Origin of the sequence: Nonomuraea helvata (genome assembly GCF_039535785.1) — a bacterium.
Classification (GTDB): Bacteria; Actinomycetota; Actinomycetes; order Streptosporangiales; family Streptosporangiaceae; genus Nonomuraea; species Nonomuraea helvata.
This window is the reverse complement of the sequence record NZ_BAAAXV010000008.1, coordinates 1-20263: the sequence shown is the minus strand read 5'-3', so window position 1 is coordinate 20263 and position 20263 is coordinate 1. Positions and strand designations below refer to the sequence as shown.

The 20263-nt window shown below is 72.3% G+C and carries 15 protein-coding genes; 4 read left to right on the top strand and 11 right to left on the bottom strand.

Annotated features, from left to right (window positions below):
* Nucleotides 1-40: 40 nt before the first annotated feature.
* The 5 genes from ABD830_RS27465 to ABD830_RS27445 form a co-directional block, all read right to left on the bottom strand.
* On the bottom strand, nucleotides 41-2065 hold the full coding sequence (locus tag ABD830_RS27465) for an ArnT family glycosyltransferase (RefSeq protein ID WP_344993257.1): 2025 nt from the start codon (nucleotides 2063-2065) through the stop codon (nucleotides 41-43).
* Nucleotides 2062-3237 (bottom strand): bifunctional glycosyltransferase family 2/GtrA family protein, encoded by a 1176-nt coding sequence (locus tag ABD830_RS27460; RefSeq protein WP_344993254.1) that lies wholly within the window; start codon nucleotides 3235-3237, stop codon nucleotides 2062-2064. Before ABD830_RS27460 ends, ABD830_RS27465 begins: the two co-directional genes overlap by 4 nt.
* Nucleotides 3238-3262: 25 nt before the next feature.
* A complete protein-coding gene (locus tag ABD830_RS27455; RefSeq protein WP_344993252.1) occupies nucleotides 3263-4618 on the bottom strand; it encodes a sensor histidine kinase in 1356 nt (451 codons plus the stop codon).
* Nucleotides 4615-5316, bottom strand: a complete 702-nt coding sequence (locus tag ABD830_RS27450) for a response regulator transcription factor (protein WP_344993250.1) — start codon at nucleotides 5314-5316, stop codon at nucleotides 4615-4617. The genes ABD830_RS27455 and ABD830_RS27450 overlap by 4 nt, the downstream gene beginning before the upstream one ends.
* Nucleotides 5317-5380: 64 nt before the next feature.
* Nucleotides 5381-6583, bottom strand: coding sequence for a cytochrome P450 (locus tag ABD830_RS27445; RefSeq protein WP_344993247.1), 1203 nt, complete (start codon nucleotides 6581-6583; stop codon nucleotides 5381-5383).
* An 87-nt stretch (nucleotides 6584-6670) separates the two neighbouring features.
* Between ABD830_RS27445 and ABD830_RS27440 the strand changes: the two genes are divergently transcribed.
* Nucleotides 6671-7228 carry a TetR/AcrR family transcriptional regulator gene (locus ABD830_RS27440; protein ID WP_344993244.1) on the top strand — a complete coding sequence of 186 codons (558 nt, stop codon included), beginning with the start codon at nucleotides 6671-6673 and terminating at the stop codon, nucleotides 7226-7228.
* 13 nt (nucleotides 7229-7241) lie between these two features.
* Here ABD830_RS27440 and ABD830_RS27435 read toward each other — a convergent pair whose 3' ends face one another.
* Nucleotides 7242-8750 (bottom strand): phytoene desaturase family protein, encoded by a 1509-nt coding sequence (locus tag ABD830_RS27435; protein WP_344993242.1) that lies wholly within the window; start codon nucleotides 8748-8750, stop codon nucleotides 7242-7244.
* A 285-nt stretch (nucleotides 8751-9035) separates the two neighbouring features.
* On the opposite strand from ABD830_RS27435, the gene ABD830_RS27430 reads away from it, so the two are divergent.
* The 3 genes from ABD830_RS27430 to ABD830_RS27420 all read left to right on the top strand — a co-directional run bounded on the left by ABD830_RS27430 (nucleotide 9036) and on the right by ABD830_RS27420 (nucleotide 13473).
* Nucleotides 9036-9962: a pseudouridine-5'-phosphate glycosidase gene (locus ABD830_RS27430; protein WP_344993240.1), complete on the top strand. Its 927-nt coding sequence runs from the start codon at nucleotides 9036-9038 to the stop codon at nucleotides 9960-9962.
* The gene (locus ABD830_RS27425) at nucleotides 9959-10888 is read left to right on the top strand and encodes a carbohydrate kinase family protein (protein ID WP_344993238.1); all 930 of its coding nucleotides are present in this window, start codon (nucleotides 9959-9961) and stop codon (nucleotides 10886-10888) included. The genes ABD830_RS27430 and ABD830_RS27425 overlap by 4 nt, the downstream gene beginning before the upstream one ends.
* Before the next feature lie 83 nt (nucleotides 10889-10971).
* Nucleotides 10972-13473 (top strand): Rta and bZIP domain-containing protein, encoded by a 2502-nt coding sequence (locus ABD830_RS27420; protein ID WP_344993236.1) that lies wholly within the window; start codon nucleotides 10972-10974, stop codon nucleotides 13471-13473.
* Nucleotides 13474-13552: 79 nt separating this feature from the next.
* Here ABD830_RS27420 and ABD830_RS27415 read toward each other — a convergent pair whose 3' ends face one another.
* From ABD830_RS27415 to ABD830_RS27395, 5 genes are all read right to left on the bottom strand, one after another.
* The gene (locus ABD830_RS27415; protein WP_344993233.1) at nucleotides 13553-16759 is read right to left on the bottom strand and encodes a helix-turn-helix transcriptional regulator; all 3207 of its coding nucleotides are present in this window, start codon (nucleotides 16757-16759) and stop codon (nucleotides 13553-13555) included.
* Nucleotides 16760-16848: 89 nt separating this feature from the next.
* Entirely contained in the window at nucleotides 16849-17283 is a 435-nt protein-coding gene (locus tag ABD830_RS27410) for a GNAT family N-acetyltransferase (protein ID WP_344988883.1), read from the bottom strand.
* An 88-nt stretch (nucleotides 17284-17371) separates the two neighbouring features.
* Nucleotides 17372-18508: an acyl-CoA dehydrogenase family protein gene (locus ABD830_RS27405; protein ID WP_344988881.1), complete on the bottom strand. Its 1137-nt coding sequence runs from the start codon at nucleotides 18506-18508 to the stop codon at nucleotides 17372-17374.
* 2 nt (nucleotides 18509-18510) lie between these two features.
* Nucleotides 18511-19416 carry a hydroxymethylglutaryl-CoA lyase gene (locus ABD830_RS27400; RefSeq protein WP_344988879.1) on the bottom strand — a complete coding sequence of 302 codons (906 nt, stop codon included), beginning with the start codon at nucleotides 19414-19416 and terminating at the stop codon, nucleotides 18511-18513.
* Between the two features lies 1 nt (nucleotide 19417).
* Nucleotides 19418-20263, bottom strand: an 846-nt coding sequence (locus tag ABD830_RS27395) for a biotin/lipoyl-containing protein (RefSeq protein ID WP_344993230.1), incomplete at its 5' end; no start/stop codon positions are given.

Genomic DNA, 20263 nt, shown 5'->3' with positions numbered 1-20263 from the left:
GCTCACATTTCACGCCACCCGCGCCGGCCCCCGTCCGCGGTTACGTGGCGCAGTCGTAGAGGCCGTCCTGCCCGTCCACGGCCGTGCAGTTCTCCTGTACGTACGTGCTCACCCCGGTGTCGCCCCTGTCCGGGCCGCCGCGGTCGCCGCCCGACATGACGTAGCGCAGCTGTCCGGAGGAGACGAGCTCCTTGAGACGGTCCACGGTCATGGCGGGATCGCTGCCGGTGAAGCCGCCCATGGCGAGCACGGGCTTACCGGTGGACAGGATGACCGGCGACGCCTGCATGGAGCTGTTCACCGCGACCAGCCAGGTGGCCTTGCCCTGGTTCGCCAGGAGGTACTTGACCATGGAGTCGCTGATCCCGCCGCCGGGGCCGCCGCCCATGAAGCCCGCCCGGCCGGTCCGTTCCGTCCCCGAACCGGCCTCCTGGCCGGGCGGCTGTCCCTGCCCGCCGGGGAACTCGCCACCAGGGCCTCCGGGGAACTGGCCGCCGCGGAACTCGCCGGCGGGGAACTGGCCGCCCATCCGGCCGAAGCCCATCCCTCCCGTGTTCGGCCCGGCGGTCGGGTTGGATCCGTTCCCCTGCGACCCCAGCGGCGTGACGGCGAACGCGGCGGGACCGGCCAGCCCCGCCACCGCCGCCGCGGCCAGCGCGACGGCCGCGATCCTGACCGTCACCTGGGCCCGCACCCTGGCCAGCACCAGCCCCGCCACGGCCACCAAGGTCGCCCCGAGCACGACCCAGGCCAGCCACGGCGCCCAGTCGGGCGTGCGGCGCAGCACCACGAACGACCAGGCGCCCGTCACGGCCACGGCCAGCGGCAGCGCCCAGGCCCACGCCGGCGACCGCCGGTACGCCTGCCACATGATCACCCCGCCCATCCCGCACAGAGCCGCCACGGCAGGAGCCATCGCGGTCGTGTAGTACGGGTGGAAGGTGCCGCTGGAGAAGCTGAACACCACGTAGTGGACGGCCAGCCAGCCGCCCCACAGCAGCCAGGCGGCGCCGGACGGGCCGTCCGGGAGCCGCCGCACCCGCATGACCACGGCGAACGCCAGCGCCACCACGCAGAATGGCAGCAGCCAGGAGATCTGCCCCGCCACGATGTCGTTGAACAGCCGCCCGGCCCCGGCCTCACCGCCGAATCCGGCGCCCCCGCCGCCGCCCCGGCCCTGGCCCTCGCCGAAGACGCGGCCCAGGCCGTTGTAGCCGATCACCAGGTCCCAGACGGAGTTGTCCGTCGAGCCGCCGACGTAGGGACGGGAACCGGCGGGCATGAGGTCGACGATCAGCATCCACCAGGCGCTCGACACCGCCATGACGGCGCCGGCCGCGAGCAGATGCCCCACGCGCTTCGCCCAGGAGAGACGGGCGCACACCAGGTACGCCGGCGCGAACGCCGGCACCACGAGATAGGCCTGCAGCATCTTCGTGTTGAAGGCCAGCCCCACGAAGAGCGCGCACACCACCAGCGACCGCAGCCGCCCGGTACGCAGCGACTCCAGGCAGAACCAGGCCGCCAGCACCAGCAGCAGCACGAGGACCGTGTCGGGGTTGTTGTCCCGGTTGATCGCCACGGTGATCGGGGTGAGCGTCATGACCACGGCCGCCACCAGCGCGGCTGTGTGCGCGTACCGCCCTCCGGAGAAGGCCCCGGAAAAGGCACGGCGTACGGCGGAGAAGACCAGGCCGACGGCGGCCACCCCGGCCAGCGCCTGCGGCAGCAGCATGCTCCACGTGCCGTACCCGAAGATCCGCGCGGACAGCCCCATCACCCACAGCGCCAGAGGCGGCTTGTCCACGGTGATGAACGATCCGGCGTCCAGGGCGCCGAAGAAGAACGCCTTCCAGCTCTGGGTGCCGGACAGGACGGCGGCGGCGTAGTACTGGTTGGCGTCGCCGCTCAGCCCCCACGCGTAGAGGACGAACGCGACCGCGAGCACCCCCCAGAGCGCGGGCCGCGACCAGCGCGGGTCCTCCGCGGCGCCGAGGAAGACGCGGGCGGCCCGTCCGCGGTCCACGGGGATCCGGTGCGCGGGCCGTTCGGCGGTGGCGGTCATCGGGCAGTCCTCCTTCGGGGGTTGAACACCCAGACACGCAGCAGCAGGAAGCGTACGAGCGTGGCGGCGGCGTTCGCGACGATGACCGCGACCAACTCGACGCCGTGGGAGACCCCGGCAGGCAGGAGCGACAGGGTCCCCGAGGTGAGCACCAGGCCGACGAGGAAGGCGATCAGTCCCTCGAACTGGTGGCGCAGCGCGCCTCCCGAGCCCTTGACGCCGAAGGTGAAGCGGCGGTTCGCGGCGGTGTTGGCCACGGCCGTCACGAGCAGCGCGACCGCGTTGGCCGTCAGCGGCGGGACGATCTGCCGCAGCAGCGAGTAGAGCACGAGGTAGGCCGCCGTGCTCACCGCGCCCACGATCGCGAACCTGGGCAGCTGCCTGGCCATCCCCTTCGGCAGCTCGGCGCGCTCGACCCGGGCGGGCACGGGGACGCGGGCCGCCCCCCACAGCGTCCTGCGCGCCACCCTGGCCAGGCCGCGCAGGTCGTCGAGCGCGGTCTGAACGATGTCGACGCGGCTGTCCGGATCGTCCACCCAGTCCACGGGCACCTCGTGGATGCGCAGGCCGTGCCGCTCGGCGAGCAGCAGCAGCTCGGTGTCGAAGAACCACTGCTCGTCCTCCACACCGGGCAGCAGCGCCTGCGCGATCTCCGTACGCACGGCCTTGAACCCGCACTGCGCGTCCGAGAAGCCGGCGCCCATCACGGAGCGGAGCAGCAGGTTGTACGAGCGGGAGATGAACTCGCGCTTCGGCCCCCGCTCCACTCTCGACGCCCTGGCCAGGCGGGTGCCGATGGCGAGGTCGCTGTGGCCGGACAGCAGGGGCGCGACCAGCGGCAGGAACGCGTCCAGGTCCGTGGACAGGTCCACGTCCATGTAGCTGACGACGTCCGCCTCGCTCCCCGACCAGACCGTGCGCAGCGCCCGGCCGCGGCCCTTCTCGTCGAGGTGCACGGCCCGTACGTGGGCGAGCTCCTTGGCGAGCTCGGTGGCGATCTGCCAGGTGTTGTCGGTGCTGGCGTTGTCGGCGATCGTGATGCGGAAGCCGTACGGGAAGTTCCCGGTGAGGTAGGTCTGCAGCCGGGTGATGCTCGCGCGGAGCGCCCGCTGCTCGTTGTGGACCGGGACGACCACCTCGACCAGGCGCGTCCTTACTGCTGTTGTCTCCATGCCCCATAGCTCAAGGGGCAGTCATTTAATGGGACTTATCCGTTTCTGAGCTGCGCATGAGAGTTCCCGGCAGCTCCATCGTCGCGATGGCCCCGCCACCTGGCGCGTTCGCGAGACGTACCTCTCCTCCGGCCTCCGCGACGGCCTGCGCCACGATCGCCAGCCCCAGCCCGGACCCCGGCAGGCCGCGGGCGGACGGCGAGCGCCAGAACCGCTCGAAGACGTGCGGCAGCTCCTCTTGGGGCAGCCCGGGGCCGTGGTCGCGCACGGTCAGCCGGCCGCCGCGCAGCCGCACCTCGACCTGGCCGCCGGGGCTGAACTTGGCGGCGTTGTCGATGAGGTTGAGCACGGCGCGTTCGAGTGAGGTGGCGCTGCCGACGACGTACCAGGGGCCGAGCTCGGTGACCACCTCGGCGCCGCGCAGCCTGGCCCGCTCGACGGCCGCCGTCACGACCTCGTGGAAGCCCAGCTCCACGTGCGGCTCGTGCTCGGTGTCGCCGCGCGCGAGCTGGAGGAGGTCGGCGACCAGCGTGGACAGCTCGGCGAACTGCGCCTTGACGTTGACCAGCAGGCGCTCCTTGGCCTTGGGGTCGAGGCTGCGGCCTGTCTGCTCGCTGCGGAGGAGGAGGTCGATGTTGGTGCGGAGGGTGGTCAGGGGTGTTCGCAGCTCGTGGCCGGCGTCGGCGACGAGCTGCTTCTGGCGCTCGCGTGATCCGGCCAGGGCGGCGGTCATGGCGTTGAAGGAGGAGGACAGGCGGGCGATCTCGTCGTCGCCCTCGACGGGGATGCGGGTGCCGAGGTCCTCGGTCTGCGCTATGTGCTCCACCGCCTTGGTGAGTCGGCCCACGGGGCGCAGGGCCGTGCGGGCGATGAGCAGCCCCGCGGTGCCCGCGCCGATCACGCCGAGGGCCGAGACCACGCCCAGCAGCAGTGCCACGTTGCGAAGAGTGTTCTGCAGGCGGCCGATCGGCCGGGCGTCCATGACGGCCATTCCCGGGCCGACCTGGGCGGTGACGATGCGCATGGGCGAGCCGTCCTCGGCCAGGCCGTTGTGGAAGTGCGGCCTGCCGCCTTGCGACGCGATGTCACGATCCTCCTGCGTGACCTTCAGTGCGACTCCCAAGTAGCAGGTGGGGCGGCCGTCGCTGTAGATGATCTGCGTCGCCTGGGGCGGGCCGTAAGGTCCCGCGGGTTCGGGCGTGGGCCCGCAATTCTGCATGAGCCAGGGAAGGTCGCTCTTGTGCTTCAGCTCGAAGTCCACCTGGTCGTAGAGCTGCTTGCGCACGATCATGAAGCACGCGCCCGCGCTGACCGCGATGGCGAGCGCGACCGCCGCCGCGACCAGGAGCGTGAGGCGGGTGCGGAGGCTGCGCCAGATCACGGCGTGGCCCGCAGCACGTACCCCACCCCGCGCACCGTGTGGATCACGCGGGGCTCGCCCCCGGCCTCGGTCTTGCGCCGCAGGTACATCACGTAGACGTCGAGCGAGTTGGACGTCGGCTCGAAGTCGAACCCCCAGACTTCGCTGAGGATCTGGTCCCTGGTCAGCACCTGGCGCGGATGCGACAGGAACAGCTCCATCAGCAGGTATTCGGTCCTCGTCAGGTCGAGCCTGCGATCGCCCCGCGTGACCTCCCTGGTGGCCAGGTCCATGCGCATGTCGCCGTACGTGAGGGCGTCGCCGCCGTCGGGGGTGGGCACGGTCAGCGCGCCCCGCCGCAGCAGCGCGCGGACGCGGGCCAGCAGCTCGTCCAGCTCGAACGGCTTGACCAGGTAGTCGTCGGCCCCCGCGTCGAGCCCCGACACCCGGTCGCCCACGGCGTCGCGGGCCGTGAGCATGAGAACCGGGATGTGGTTGCCGGACGCCCGCAGCCGGCGGCACGCGGTCAGGCCGTCGAGCCTGGGCATCATGACGTCGAGCAGCACCGCGTCGTAGGACTCCTGCGCCAGCGCCTCAAGTGCCGCCTGCCCGTCGTTGGCCGTGACGACCTGGTAGCCCTCGAACTCCAGGCTCGACTGCAACGCCTCGCGCAACGCGGGCTCGTCGTCCACCACCAGCAACCGTGCGGACTCACTCATGGGACAAACGCTAGAGGCTCATCATGAGAACCTGATAAACGCACTCATCCGCGTTTCATGAGGATCACCACGCGACAGGCACCGCCTTGAGGCCGAAGATGGGCCCGTCGCCCTTCATCGGCAGCTCCTCGTCGGGCACCGTGACCCGCAGGCCGGGGATGCGCTCGAACAGCGTGCGCAGCGCGATCTCCATCTCGGCCCTGGCCAGGTTCTGGCCCAGGCACTGGTGCACACCGTACCCGAACGCGACGTGGTGGCGGGCCCCGCGCCCGACGTCGAACTCGTCCGGCCGCTCGAACGCCCGCTCGTCCCTGTTGGCGGAGGCTCCGAGCACGAAGATGCCCTCGCCCTTCCTGACGAGCTGCCCGCCGATCTCCTGGTCCTCGGTGGCCACCCGGTCGAACGCCACCCAGTCCACCACGGAGTGGTAGCGCAGCAGCTCGTCCACCGCCATGGGCCACTTGTCCGGGTTCGCGCGCAGCGTGGCGAGCTGGTCCGGGTGGCGCATGAGGGTGAGGGCGGCGAGCGGGACCATGTTGGCGGTGGTCTCGTGACCGGCGACGAGCAGCAGGAAGATCACGCCCACGAGCTCGTCGTGGGTGAGCTGCCCGCTCTGGATCAGCCGCCCGAGCAGGTCGTCCCCGGGCTGCGGCTCGACCTTGGTGACCAGGCCGTCGAGGAACTCCCTGATCTCCATCATCGCGGCGCGGCTCACGTCCGGGTCGTCGAAGTTCGACAGGGCCTGCCGGGTGCGCGACTGGAAGAACTCGCGGTCCTCGTACGGGACCCCGAGCAGCTGGCAGATGACCAGCGACGGCAGCGCCAGCCCGAACGCCTCCACCAGCTCCGCCTCGTCGCCCTTGGCCAGCATGTCGTCGATGAGCTCGTCGGTGATGCGCTGGATGCCGGGCCGCAGCTCCTTCATGCGCCTGACGGTGAACTCGGGGATGAGCAGCCGCCGGAACCTGCCGTGCTCCGGCGGGTCGAGGTCGATGAAGTGGCCGATCGCGAACGCCCGCATCGCGGCCCGCTCCTCCGGCGTCGGCGGCTCCGGTTGGAGTGCCCAGTGGGGGTGGCCGGGGGTCTCCGGGTTGGTGCTGATGCCCGTGCCCGACAGGACCTGCTTGGCCTCGGCGAGCCTGGTGACCAGCCACACGTCACCGCCGGGGAGTGAGACCCGCACGAGCGGGGCGTCCTCGCGCATCCGTTCGTACTCGGGCGGGGGCGCGAAGGGGCAGGTGCGCTGGACGGGGAAGGTCTGAGCCATAGTCTTGCTCCCTATAAGCCGGATCGCATTGCTTACTTACGCGAAAGTAAGTGATCGCGAGGCCGATCGTCAAGTGATGGGAGCGGCATGGCAGGGCGGCGGACGGACACCAAGGACCGGATCCAGCAGGTGGCGCTGGAGCTGTTCGCCGAGCGGGGATACGAGCAGACCACGCTGCAGGAGGTGGCGGAGCGGCTGGAGATCACCAGGCCGGCGCTCTACTACCACTTCCGTACCAAGGAGGCGATCCTGGCCAGCGTCGTGGAGGGGCTGCTCTCGTCGCTCGAGGAGCTGGTGGAGTGGGGTCGCGAGCAGCCCAGGACCGCCGAGGCCAGGCGGGAGATCCTGCGGCGGATCGGCGAGCTGCTCGAGGACCAGTGGCAGCCTCTGGTCAAGTTCGCGCAGGTGAATCAGGGCGTGATGCAGGAGGTGCCGACCGGCGAGCGGATGCGGGCCGAGATGCTCAAGATGGTGTCGCTGCTTGAGGTGCCGAACGCGAGTCCGGTACGGCGGTTCGAGGCGCGGCTGGCGGTGGTCGCGGTGATCATGGGGAGCGTGGCGTTCCCCATCGACATGGACGTGCCGGAGTCGGAGCGGCAGGCCGTGGCCATGGAGGTGGCCATGAAGCTGATCTCGGAGGACTGACGCTCCGGACGGATCAGCGCCCCAGCACCGACATGGCCGCGTTGTGCCCGGCGATTCCGCTCACGCCGCCGCCCCGGCGGGCGCTCGCGCCGCATATCAGGATGCGTTCATGCTCGGTCTCCACGCCCCATCTCCCACCTTCCTCCGCGTACGGCCAGCTCAGGTCGGTGTGGAAAATGTGGCCGCCCGGAAGCCCGGCCTCCCTTTCGAGGTCCACGGGGGTTCTGACCTCGACGCACGGGGTGCCGTCGGGGGCCTTGAGCAGGCATTCCTCGATGGGCTCCGCCAGGACGGAGTTGACGGACGCGAAGGTGGCCGCCAATGCCGCTTTTCTGGCGTCTTCTGGATTTTTCCGGAAAAGTCGGGCTGGCATGTGGAGGCCGAAGAGCGTCATCGTCTCGGCCCTGCCTCGGAGCTCGGGGCCGAGAATGGACGGGTCAGTCAGCGAATGGCAATAGACCTCCGCCGGGGGCAATTCCGGGATTTGCCCTCTTACCGCCTGTTGATATGCCGTGTCGAGCTGGTCGCGTCCCTCGTTGATGTGGAACGTACCGCTGAAGGCCGCCCGGGGATCCACGGACGCGTCCTTCAGCCGAGGCAGCCTCGTCAGCACCATGTTGACCTTGAGCTGCGCCCCCTCGGGCACCGTCGCGGGACGGCGCAGCACCCGGTCGAGCACGGCGGGCGGCAGGTTGACCAGCACGTGCCCGCCGTTCACCGTGTGCTCGCCGTCCCCGGCCGCGAACGTGACCTCGCCGGACGGCGAGATCCCGACGATCTCGGCCCCGGTCCTGATCTCGGCGCCCGCCTGCCTGGCCGCGGCCTCGAGCGCCCCAGAGACGGCGCCCATGCCGCCGACGGGGACGTTCCACTCGCCGGTGCCGTCGCCGATCACGTGGTAGAGGAAACAGCGGTTGGCCAGCAGGTCGGTGGCGGGGTCGGCGAACGTGCCGATCAGCGCGTCGGTGAGCACGACGCCGCGCACGGTGTCGTCGCCGAACCGCTCGGCCACGGTCCGGCCGATCGGCTGCCGGAACAGGTCACGCCACGCCTCGGGCCCGACGAGCCGCTCGACCTCGGAGGCGGAGAGAAGGGGTTCGAGCAGCGTGGGCGCGAGGGCCCGCGCCACGTGCGCGGTCAGGCCGTAGAAGTCCTGCCACGCCTTGTGGTCGGCCTCGCCGCCGGTGACGCGCGCGAACGAGGCCGCCGTCGCCCGCGCGTCCTCGTTGTCGACGAGCAGCCCGGTGTCGCCTTTGGGGGTGTACGAGGCGTAGCGGCGGCGGCGCAGCTCCAGGTCGAGCCCGAGATCGCGGGCGATCCTGGATGGGAGGAGGCTGACCAGGTAGGAGTAGCGCGACAGCCGTACGTCGACGCCCGGGAAGGCCCGCGCGGAGATCGCCAGGCCGCCCACGTGGTCCTGCCGCTCCAGCACCAGCACGCTGCGCCCGGCCCGGGCCAGGTAAGCGGCCGCCACCAACCCGTTGTGCCCGCCTCCGGCCACGACCACGTCATACGAACCCATTCCCGCACCCTACGACCGACCCGGCACCACCCGTCAACGCCCACAGCCGGACATTTCTCCCGGCGTCTGCCGGTCCTCACGCGGCCCGGCCGGCCGGGCGTCGCACGCCGGCCACCTGGGCCTCCCGGGCGCTGGCGGGTCGCTGGCGTGGGCGGCACCGCTCGTGTGATCCTCAGGTGGACCGCCGTCCGACCAGCGCCGCAGCGTGCCGTGTTCTGAACAAATCGCGTAAAATTCGCCGTTCGCCCTAACAGCCCAAGACCGCTCAAGGAGCACAAAACACACATGCGCAGCACCCCCGACTCCGTTCTCCAGCCGTCTGACGAGGTCGCCGAGGCCCTGGCGAGTGGCGCGCCCGTCGTGGCCCTGGAGTCCACGATCATTTCCCACGGGCTGCCGCAGCCGCGCAACCTCGAGGTGGCGCGCGAGCTGGAGGGCGTCGTACGGGCCGCGGGCGCCGTGCCGGCCACGATCGCCGTGCTGGACGGCGTACCCCGCATCGGCCTGAACGAGGTGGAGCTGGAGCGCATCGCCGGCGAGCCCGGCCTGCGCAAGCTGGGGCAGCGGGACCTGCCCGTGGCCGCGGCGCTCAAGGCCAGCGGCGCGACGACCGTGTCCGCCACGTCGTTCCTGGCCGCCCGCGCCGGCATCCGGATCTTCGCCACCGGCGGGCTCGGCGGCGTGCACCGCGGATGGACCGAGGACCAGGACGAGTCGGCCGACCTCGACACGCTGGCGCGTACCCGCATCACGGTCGTCTGCGCCGGCGTCAAGTCGATCCTCGACGTGCCGGCGACGCTCCAGCGCCTCGAGACGCGCGGCGTGACCGTGGCGGGATACCGTACGGACACCTTCCCCGGCTTCTACCTGCACTCCTCCGGCCTGCCGATCGACTGGCGGATCGAGTCGCCCGACGAGGCGGCGGCGATCATGCGCGGTCAGGACGCGCTCGGCGGCCAGGAGACGGCGCTGATCGTCGCCAACCCGGTCCCCGAGGACCAGCAGCTCGACCCGGAGCTCCATGACCGGGTGCTGGCCGAGGCGCTGGCCGCCGCGGAGCGCGAGGGCGTCAAGGGGCAGGCGATCACGCCGTTCCTGCTCTCGTACCTGGTCGACGGCACCGCCGGCGCCTCCCTGGAGGCCAACCTGGCCGCCGTGCGCGGCAACACCGCCCTGGCCGCCCAGATCGCCCTGTCCTGGGCACGATCGTGACGGGCAACGCCCTCCTGGTCGTCGGTGACGTGGTCACCGACGTGGTGGCGTTGCACGGCTCGCCGGTCACGTCGGGCACCGACACGGCCGCCGACATCGTCCTGCGCCCCGGCGGCTCAGGCGCGAACACCGCCGCCTGGGCCGCCCGCCTCGGCGCCGACGTGCGCCTGCTGGCCCGGCTCGGCTACGACAGCAGCGAGTGGCACACCACCGAACTGGCCAGGACGGGCGTGCGCACGCACATCACCGTCGATCCCGACCGCCCGACCGCGGTCGTGATCGCGATGGTGGACAGGACCGGCGAGCGTACGATGCTCACCAACCGCGGCGCCGGCGGCCTGATCTCCGAGGCCGACTGGGACCCTGCCCTGCTCGACGGCGTCGCGCGGCTCCACCTGTCCGGCTACGTGATGTTCGCCGACGCCGGGCTGCGGCTGGCCCGGCGGGCGATGGCCGAGGCGGCGGCCGCCGGGATCGCGATCAGCCTCGACCCGGCCTCCACCGGCCCGCTGCGCGACTTCGGCGTCGAACGGTTCCTCCGCGAGTCCGCCCCCGCCGGGCTGATCCTGCCGAACCTCGACGAGGCCCTCCTGCTGACCGGCGCCACCACCGCGGAGGGCGCCGCCGTACTTTTGAGTGAGACTTACGGCACAGCGGTCGTGAAGCTCGGAGCACAGGGCGCGATGGCCGCCGTGGACGGCGAGATCATCGCGACGGCCGCGGGGGTGTCCGCCGAGGTCGTGGACTCGACGGGGGCGGGTGACGCGTTCGCCGCCGGCTTCCTCACAGGAACTTTGCAGGGTGTCAGCGAAGAGGCGGCTTTGGAGGCAGGTTGCCGTGCTGGTGCCGAATGTGTGGCCCAGGTGGGCGGTCGGCCACGGTACGGTTTGGATCTGAACCGTCTTTACCCTATTCACACTGATTGATAGCTTGCCGCGTAAGCTGCACCATTAGCCACACGCGTTACGGCCAGCACCACGCGGCCCACTGGGGAGGATAAGGTCCGCCGATGGAAGTCGAGTCATCGATCTGCCTGAGCGACCTGGTCCCTGCGCTGCGCTGGAGCCGCCCACAACAGGTGGCCGAGGCGCTGGGTGATCCGCGTCTTCCTGCGGGGTGGTGGTCCTCGCTCGCGCTCTCGAGGGCGCTCGGCACGGCGGGGCTCGACTGGATCTGCGAACGTCTGGCGCGGCTGGCCTCCTCTCGCTGGGACCATCTGCCGCTGTCCGACCTGCTGCCGGCGCTGACCGTTCATCACGTCGACCCGGCGCTGCCGGGCTGGCCGGAGGCCACCCGTACGGCGATCACGGGGCTCGGCGGCTGGCAGCGGCTGCGCCGCCTGTCCCCCAGCGACCTGGGCACGCCGTCGGCGACGCCGGAGGCGGTGATCGGGTCGGTCTTCCGCGAGATCCTCGGCCGCATCCCGGCCCAGCGGGAGGCCCCGGTCACGGCCGAGCATCCCGAGGTCACCCGACCGCTCCACGTTTCGCCCCGGGGCACGGGCTCCTTCCCGGCCCAGCCGGACGGAGGGCCACAGACCGGCACGTTCGCCGCCCTGGGCGGCTCCACGGCCCAGGACTCAGGGCAGCGGCAGGGTGCCACCGGCCCGTTCGCGAACCAGGGCCAGGCCGCCTCCCTGTCCCCGGACGGCGACCCGCAGCGCCAGACGGGCTCGTTCCCGGCCCTGCCGTCCTCGGGGCCGTCCTCGGGGCCGTCCTCGGGGCCGCCCTCGGGCGTCCAGACCGGGTCCTTCGCCGCTCAGTCCTCCGACCCCGCCCAACAGCACCAGCCCGGCTCCTCCCCCACGCAGCGGCCGTCGGATCGCCAGACCGGCTCCTTCCCTGCACAGCAGGGCGACCCCCTTCCAGGGCAGCAGCCGCCCTCTGACCGCCAGAGCGGCCCTTTCCCGGCGCAGCAGTCCACGGACAGCGGGCCACAGCGGCAGACGGGGGCGTTCCCCGCGCAGGGCGGCTCTGGCCCGGCAGAGTCCCAGGGCGGCGGCCCGCGCCAGAGCTTCGCGGGCGAGGGCCTGCCGCAGCGCCCGGCCCCCGGCCAGTCCGAACGCCTTCCGCAACGCCCGTCGGGCCCGCAGCCCGGCCGCCCGGATGCCGGCCCGATGTCCGGCGGCCCCTCGACCGGGTCGATGCCCGCCATTTCCGGCGGCGGCCCTGGCACCGGGTCGATGCCCGCCGTCCCAGGAACCACGTCCAGCGGCCCGGCAACCGGCTCGATGCCCGCCGTCCCCGGCGGCGGCCCAAGCACCGGCTCGATGCCCGCCGTCCCCGGCGGCGGCCCAAGCACCGGCTCGATGCCCGCCATCCCTGGCGGCGGCCCAAGCACCGGCTCGATGCCCGCCGTTCCCGGCACGGGGGACAACTCCAAGGCCGGCGGCCCTTCGCGTTATCCGACGCCCGCACCCGGCGCGCCCTCCGGCGGTTCCGTGCCCTCCGACACCGACCACGCGATGGTCCGGGTCGTGGACAGCCTGTTCCGCAGCCTGGACAAGCTGGAGCTGGCCGTGGCCGTGCACCGGCTGTTCGCCCAGGATCCGGTGAGCCTGCGCACGCTGGCCCACAAGATGCTGGTGGAGAGGGAGGCGCTCTCCCAGGCGCAGCGCACCGCCGAGGAGCGGGTGCTGAACTGGCTGCGCTCCTCGGAGTCCGCACCGGTCACGGGGCACATGTTCCGCCTGACCGAGTGGCTCGGCGCGGCGGCCACCGAGGACCAGCTCATCGGCGCCGACCCGGCCCACCCCGTGATGGTGCCCTCACTGCGTACCCCGCTCTGGCGCGTGCTGGTGACGCTCATGCCCGACCGCCGCCTCCAGGACGGCTGGCTGGTCGTGGGCGACATGTACGGCCTGCAGGCACGTACGAGGCAGCTGCTGGCCGCCAGCCCGCCCGACGCGGACGTCGTGGAGCTGATGGCCGAGCTGGGCATCCGCGCCCACTCCGCCAAGGCCTGGCTCGACGCCCTGCCCCCGGAGACCGGCCCCGACACCGCCGCCTCGGCCCCGTCGCCCGCCCAGCCCCTGCCCCGCCGCACGCCCGGAGCCAACGGCCACCACCACCGGGGCGGCCAGCCCATCCCGGCGGCGTCGGCCAACTCGATCGACCCCTCCGCCGCGCTGGCCACGCTGTCGGCGCTGTCGGGCGGCCGCTCGCCAGTGCTCCCCGGCAGCCTGGCGGGCACCCCTTCCACGCCGCCTCCGCCGCTGCCCAGCCCGTCCTCGGACCCGCGCCGCTGGCAGCGCATCGAGGTGACCCCGGAACACCTCCGGGGCGGCCCTGTGCCGGTGCCGGAGGGGTACGCGGCCCAGCTCGGCATGCGCCCCGGCACGCTGCTGTCGGTGACGGGCCCTGGCGACAACGCCATCGTCCTGGTCTGGCAGGGCCACCAGCCGGTCTTCGACTCCCTCCAGCCGGTGCTGATGCGCCTGAACGCCCGGCCTGGTGATCAGGTGTACGTCACGGTGGACGGCTACCGCCTGGAAGCCCAGCTGACCGGCTGACTGCCCCGGAGTCCTCAACGCCCCCTCGCCGTAGCAGGGCGGTAGCGTCACGGCAGCCGGAAACCGGCGCACCGTGCCATCACAGGGGTGTGTCGAACAGGTGGAGGCGGTGGGCGGTGGCGGCGGCCTCGCCCCGGGTGGCGACGCCCAGCTTGGCGAGGATGTTGGAGACGTGCACGCTCACCGTCTTCACCGAGATGAACAGCGCCTCGGCGATCTCCCGGTTGCTCCGCCCGTTCGTCACCTCCCGCAGCACCTCCAGCTCCCGGGCCGTCAGCCCCAGCGGATGCCCGTCGGCCGCCTCCTCCGAGCCCCCGATCCGGGCCCGCCGCGCGAAGACGTCGAGCTGCTCCAGGAGCGGCGTCGCGCCCAATCGGCCGGCGAGCTCCCGTGCGCGGCCCAGCCGTGCCGCCGCCTCCTGCCGGTCCCCGCACGCCAGCGCCGCCGAAGCCGCGCCCGCCAGGCTCTGAGCCTCCGCGTACGGCTGCCGCAGCGCCGCCCACGCGCTCACCGCCAGGTCCCATGCCTTCACCTGCCACGCGGCCGGATCAGCGGCGTCTCCGCCCAGCGACGGCTCGGGACCCAGCAGCGCCGTGAAGGTGAGGTGGTACGCCTGCTGAAGCTCGCCGTCCGTCTCGAGCTCCTGCCCCAACGCGCGGAGCCAGGCCATCAGCGACGCACCGAGCTGCGACAGCGGCACGGGCGACGCACCTGAGCCCACGACCCCCGACGCACCCGAGCCCACGACCCCAGACGCGCCCGAGCGTGCGGCCCGCAACGCATCCGGGCCCACGGCTCCCGACCCACCCGAGCCCATGTCACGCAACGCGCCCGACCCGAGAACCCCCGGCGAGCCCGAGCGCGCGGCATCTCCCGGAGCAGGAAACTGGACGGGCAGGACGCCTCGGCGGCCCGCCTCCGCCTGCGGGAGCGCCTCGCCGGGCCGGGCAGGCGGTGCGGCGCGCTCGGACTGCGGCACCACCGAGGTGAGCAGGGAGGCGACGGTCACCAGCACCGGCCAGGAGTAACGCGGAGTCGCGAGCAGGTCGCGCTCCCCCATGGCCCGGGCGGCCGCCTCGACGGCCGCCTCCACCTGACCGCGCGCCCGCAGCAGCTGCACCTCCCTGCGCAGGTGCGGCAGGACCGTCTGATCGCGGAAGGTGCCGCGCGACAGCACGCTCCGCGACGAATCCAGCAGCCTCTCCGCCCGGTCGAGCTCCCCGCGCGCCAGCGCGATGTCGGTGGCGAACCCCTGCAGGCTGGCCCGGTAGGGCGCGGGCGGCGCGAGGTCGAGCGCGTGCTCGATCACCTCCAGCGCCTCGTCCCATCTCCCGAGGGACACCAGCGGCTCGGCCAGGTTGATCGACAGGAACGTGCCGGACGTGCGCGCCAGGCCGTAGAGCCCCGCCTCCTCGACCCCGTCGCGGGCGACCTGCGCGGCCCGCTCGTGCCACCCCGCCCCCTCCAGCGCGTCGGACTCGGAGATCGCGCAGCGCATCAACGCGTTGTACGCCACGTCGCGGTGAGCGATCCTGCGCGCCTCCGTGAACGCCTCAAGCTGGGCCTCGATCTCGGAGTAGCCGAACCGCGCCCAGGTGAGATTGATCAGTGAGTGCGCCTCCACGTTGGCGTCGCGCACCTCGTGGCCGATCTCCATCGCGAGCCGCGCCGTGGCCAGCTTCTCCGGCCAGACCTCGGGCTCGTGGAGCATGCGGGACAGGCTCTCCAGGACCTGGCCGCGCAGTTTGTTCGGCTGGTCGGAGGGGACGAGCGCCGCCGCGTCGCGCAGGTCCTCGATGTAGCCGGCGCGGCCCAGGTCGTAGCGGGTCAGGCCGCGCTGGCGCAGCAGCTTGGCCGACCTGATCGGGTCGGCGTCGCGGTCGAGCTCGGCGAGGGCGGCGCTGGCCAGCGCGATGGACCGCTCGTACTCCCCGGCGAGATGAGCCACCGTGGCCGTCTGCGCGAGCACGTCGAGCCGGTCGCGGCCGAGGCGCTCGGCGGCGTCGGGCACCTGGTCCCACAGCTCGAGAACCCTGGAGAGCATGCCGAGCTGCTCGTCGTACGCGGTGGACTTGCGGGCGGCGGCGGCCGCGTGCCAGGCGCTGACCAGCGCCCAGGTGGAGTCGTGGGCGGAGTGCCAGTGGTGGGCCAGCTCGATCGCGCCGCGCGGCGCGGGCAGGATCGACAGGTCGCGCTCCAGCGCCTCCGCGAAGCGGGTGTGCAGGCGGGTGTGCTCGCCGGGCAGCAGGTCGTCGTGGAGCGCCTCGCGGATCAGCGCGTGTCTGAAGCAGTAGCCCTCGCCGTCGACGGCGAGCACGTTGCCCGCCACCGCGGGCCGCAGCGCGCGGGAGAGCGCGCTCTCGTCGAGTCCGGCGACGGCGGAGAGCAGGTCGTGCTCGATGCGCTGGCCGCCGGCGCTGGCCACGCGCAGCAGCTCCTGCGTCTCGTCGGGCAGCCGCTCGACGCCGGCCAGCAACAGGTCGCGCAGCGACTCCGGCAGCGCGTCACCCCCGTTCCCCTCGCTGAGCAGCGCCTCCACGAACAGCGGGTTTCCCTCGCTGCGCGCGTAGATCTGGTCCATGACGGCGGGGGACGGCTCCCGCTCCAGGATGCTGGCCGCCTGCGCGACGGCCTCCCTGCGGGTGAGCCTGCGCAGCTCGACCCTCCGCACCCACTCGACCCGGCCCAGCTCGGCGAGGAGCGGCCGCAGCGGGTGGGTGCGGTGCAGCTCGTCGGTGCGGTATGTCACCACGATCAGCAGGCCCGCCGCGCTGGGCTGGTAGCGGACCAGGAACGACAGCAGGTCGCGGGTGGACCGGTCGGCCCAGTGCGCGTCCTCGACGATCAGCAGGGCTGGACGCTCTTCGGCCAGCCGCTCCAGCAGCCCGAGCACCTGCTCGAACAGCCGCGCCCGCGCCTCGGGCCCGTCCTTGTCCGGCTCCCCGAACTCCGGCAGCAGCCGCGCGAGCCCCCGCGTGGTGCCACCGGGGACGAGCGCCGCGACGCCGTCGCGGCCCAGCTCGCGCACGAGCCCGCGCAGCACGGCGGTGAACGGCGCGAACGGCAGGCCCTCGGTGCCCAGCTCCAGACACCCGCCGACGAGCACCAGAACGTCGTCGGCCCGGTCGGTGAACTCCCTGATCAGCCGTGTCTTGCCGACCCCCGCCTCGCCGCCGACGAGCACGGTGGAGGACGCGCCGGCGCGCGCCCTGGCCAGCGCATCGCCCAGAACGGCGAGCTCGCGCGCTCGCCCGACGAACCGAGGGCTGATGGCGTGGATACTCACGCCCTAAGGATGCCATCCGGAGACGACAGAATCCCCCGCCGGTCACCCGGCAAACGCGAGGCGATGGGCTGGCGGGGGCTAGCCGTGGGCTAGCGGAGGACCTTGCGGAAGAACGTGGCGGAGGCCTCGTAACCCAGCGCGTGGTAGAACTCCGGTGCCCGACGCGTGGCCATCGCCACGTATTTGGCCTCACGCGACCGCGCCCAGCGCTCGAACTCCTCCAGGAGGGCCCGCCCGATCCCCTGCCGCCGCGACCCGGACCCGACCATGGCCTCCTCGACCCAGGCCACCGGCCCGTTCGCGAACAGCGTCAGGTGGACGAACCCCAGCAGGTAGCCGTGCACGCGCCCGCCGACGACGGCTGTGAGCAGCAGGGCGTCCTCGTTCGCCAGCAGCTCGGGCAGGGCGGCGTCGAAGGCCCCGCGCTCGGGCCTGAACGTCAGCCCGAACTCGCGGGCCAGCGCGAACACCTCGTCCGCGTCCGCCTTCTCCGCCCTCCTGATGAGAAGATCTTCAGCCGTCATGGAAGATGACACTAGATCTTTCAACCTTCCTCACGCAAACCCCTGGACCTGCCGCTCGCGTGGCGCCTCCGGACCCTCGATATGACGCTCAGAGGTCGCCCAGGCCGAGCTGGCGGGCGATGAGCATGCGCTGCACCTCGCTCGTACCCTCACCGATCTCCAGCACCTTGGCGTCCCGGTAGAAACGCGCGACGGGGAACTCGTTCATGAACCCGTACCCGCCGAACACCTGCGTGGCCTCCCGCGAGTTGTCCATCGCCGCGTTCGACGAGACCAGCTTGGCGATCGCGGCCTCCTTCTTGAACGGCGCCCCGGCCAGCATCTTCTCGGCCGCGTGGTAGTAGGCCAGGCGGGCGGTGTGCGCGCGGGCCTCCATGTCGGCGATCTTGAACTGGATGGCCTGGTAGTGGCCGATCGGGTGGCCGAAGGCCTTCCTGTCCCTGACGTACTTGAGGCATTCGTCCACGCAGCCCTGCGCCAGCCCGACGCTGAGCGCCGCGATGGCGATGCGGCCCTCGTCGAGGGTCTGCAGGAACTGCGCGTAGCCGCGGCCGCGCTCGCCCAGGAGGTTCGCGGCGGGGACGCGGCAGTCGGTGAAGGACAGCTCGCGGGTGTCGGAGGCGTTCCAGCCGACCTTGGAGTACTTCTTCGACACCTGGAACCCGGGCGTGCCGCTCGGCACGAGGATCGTGGAGATCTCCCGCTCGCCGGTGAGCGCGGCCACGCCGACGACGGCGGTGATGTCGGTGCCGGAGTTCGTGATGAAGGACTTCGTCCCGTTAATCACCCATTCGGCCCCGTCGAGCACGGCCGTGGTGCGCATGCCGCCCGGCACGTCGGACCCGCCGCCCGGCTCGGTCAGCCCGAACGCGCCCATCGCCGAACCAGAGGTCAGCTTGGGCAGCCAGTGTCCGCGCTGCTCGTCGGTGCCGAACCGGTAGATCGGCATCGCGCCCAGCGACACCGCGGCCTCGAGCGTGATCGCCACGCTGGAGTCGACGCGGGCCAGCTCCTCCAGCGCCAGGCACAGCGCGAAGTAGTCGCCGCCCATGCCGCCGTACTCCTCGGGGAACGGCAGCCCGAACAGCCCCATGGCGCCCATCTGCCGCACGATGTCGTACGGGAACTCCTCGCGCTCGTAGTAGTCGCCGATCACCGGCGCGACCACCTCGCGGGCGAACGACTCGACGGTCTTGCGCAGCTCTTCGTACTCGTCCTTGAGCATGATCAGCCTTTCGACAGCGCCTGCACGACGCGGGACGGGCTGGGCCGGCCGAGCAACCGCGCCAGCCAGGTGCTGGTGTCCACGAGCTTGCCCAGGTCGAGCCCGGTCTCGATGCCGAGCCCCCGCAGCATCCAGACCAGGTCCTCGGTGGCCAGGTTGCCGGTGGCGGACTCGGCGTAGGGGCAGCCCCCGATGCCGCCCGTGGAGGCGTCGACCGTGGTCACGCCCGCTCTCAACGCGGCCAGGGTGTTGCCGAGCGCCTGGCCGTAGGTGTCGTGGAAGTGCACGGCGAGCCGCTCAGGCCGGCGGAACGCCTCGATCAGCGCGGTCACGTGCCCCGGCGTGCCGACCCCGATCGTGTCGCCGAGCGACAGCTCGTAGCAGCCGAGCCCGAGCAGCCGCTCGCCGACCGAGACGACCTGCGCGATCGGCGTCGGCCCCTCCCACGGGTCGCCGAAGCACATCGACACGTACGCGCGCACCCGCACGCCGCTGTCCAGCGCCCTGGCCACGACCGGCTCGAACATGTCGAACTGGCTGTCCAGGCTCCGGTTCAGGTTCTTGGCGGCGAACGTCTCCGTGGCACTGGCGAAGATCGCGATCTCGTCCACGCCGCGTTCGAGCGCCCGGTCCAGGCCGCGCTGGTTGGGGACCAGCACCGGGTAACGCACGCCGGGCTTCCTGTGCAGCCGGCCGACCAGCTCGTCGGCGTCGGCGAGCTGCGGCACCCACTTGGGGTGCACGAAGCTGGTCGCCTCGATCACCTTGTGGCCGGCGTCCGCGAGCCGGTCGATGAACTCGGCCTTCACCTCGACGGGCACGACCGCGGCCTCGTTCTGCAGCCCGTCGCGCGGTCCGACCTCGTAGACGGTGACCTGCTGCGGCAGACCTTCCATGTGGTACGGCATCTCACAACTCCCCGGTGCTCACCACGGCCAGCACGGCGTCCATGTCGACCGGCTGGCCGGCCTGGACCGGCAGCTCGGAGACCACGCCGTCGCGCGGGGCGGTCACCGTGTGCTCCATCTTCATGGCCTCCACGATGACCAGCGGCTGCCCCTCCCTCACCCGCTCCCCGACCTGGGCCTTGACCACCAGAACGGTGCCGGGCATGGGGCTCCTGACCACGCCGTCGCCCATGTCCGCCGCACCGGGCCGGTCACCGGGGTCGCCGATGAGGTGCCGGGTGAGCGCCCACGCCTCGCCGTCCCTGCCGAGCCAGAGCGTGTCGGCGTGGCGTACGTGGAGGTAGCCGTCGGTACGGCCGCCGATCGTGACCGTCAGGTCCGCACCGCTGTGCTGGAGACGCGCGGGGACGGTCTCGTCGTTCATCCGGATCTCGGCCGACTCGCCGGGCAGGCCGCGGACCTGGACCGCGTGCACGCCGCCTCTGGACTCCAGCCGCCACGTCGTCCAGGCGGGCTCGCCGATCCGCCATCCGTCCGTGACCTCCCACGGGTCGTCGCCCTGGGGCATGGCGTGGAAGGCGAGCGCCGCCGCCGCGAGCACCTCGCCGGGCACCTCCACGGACGGGACCAGCTCGGGAAGCACCCGCTCGACCAGCCCGGTGTCCAGCTCGCCCGCTCGGACGGCCGGTGCCCGGCGAGGGCCCGCAGGAACGGGATGTTGGTGACCACCCCGAGGACGGCCGTGCGGGCCAGGCCCGCGGTCGAGCGTCCTCAGCGCCGACTCCCGGTCCGGCGCCCAGGCGACGACCTTGGAGAGCAATCGGGTCGAACTCGCTCCCCACGACCC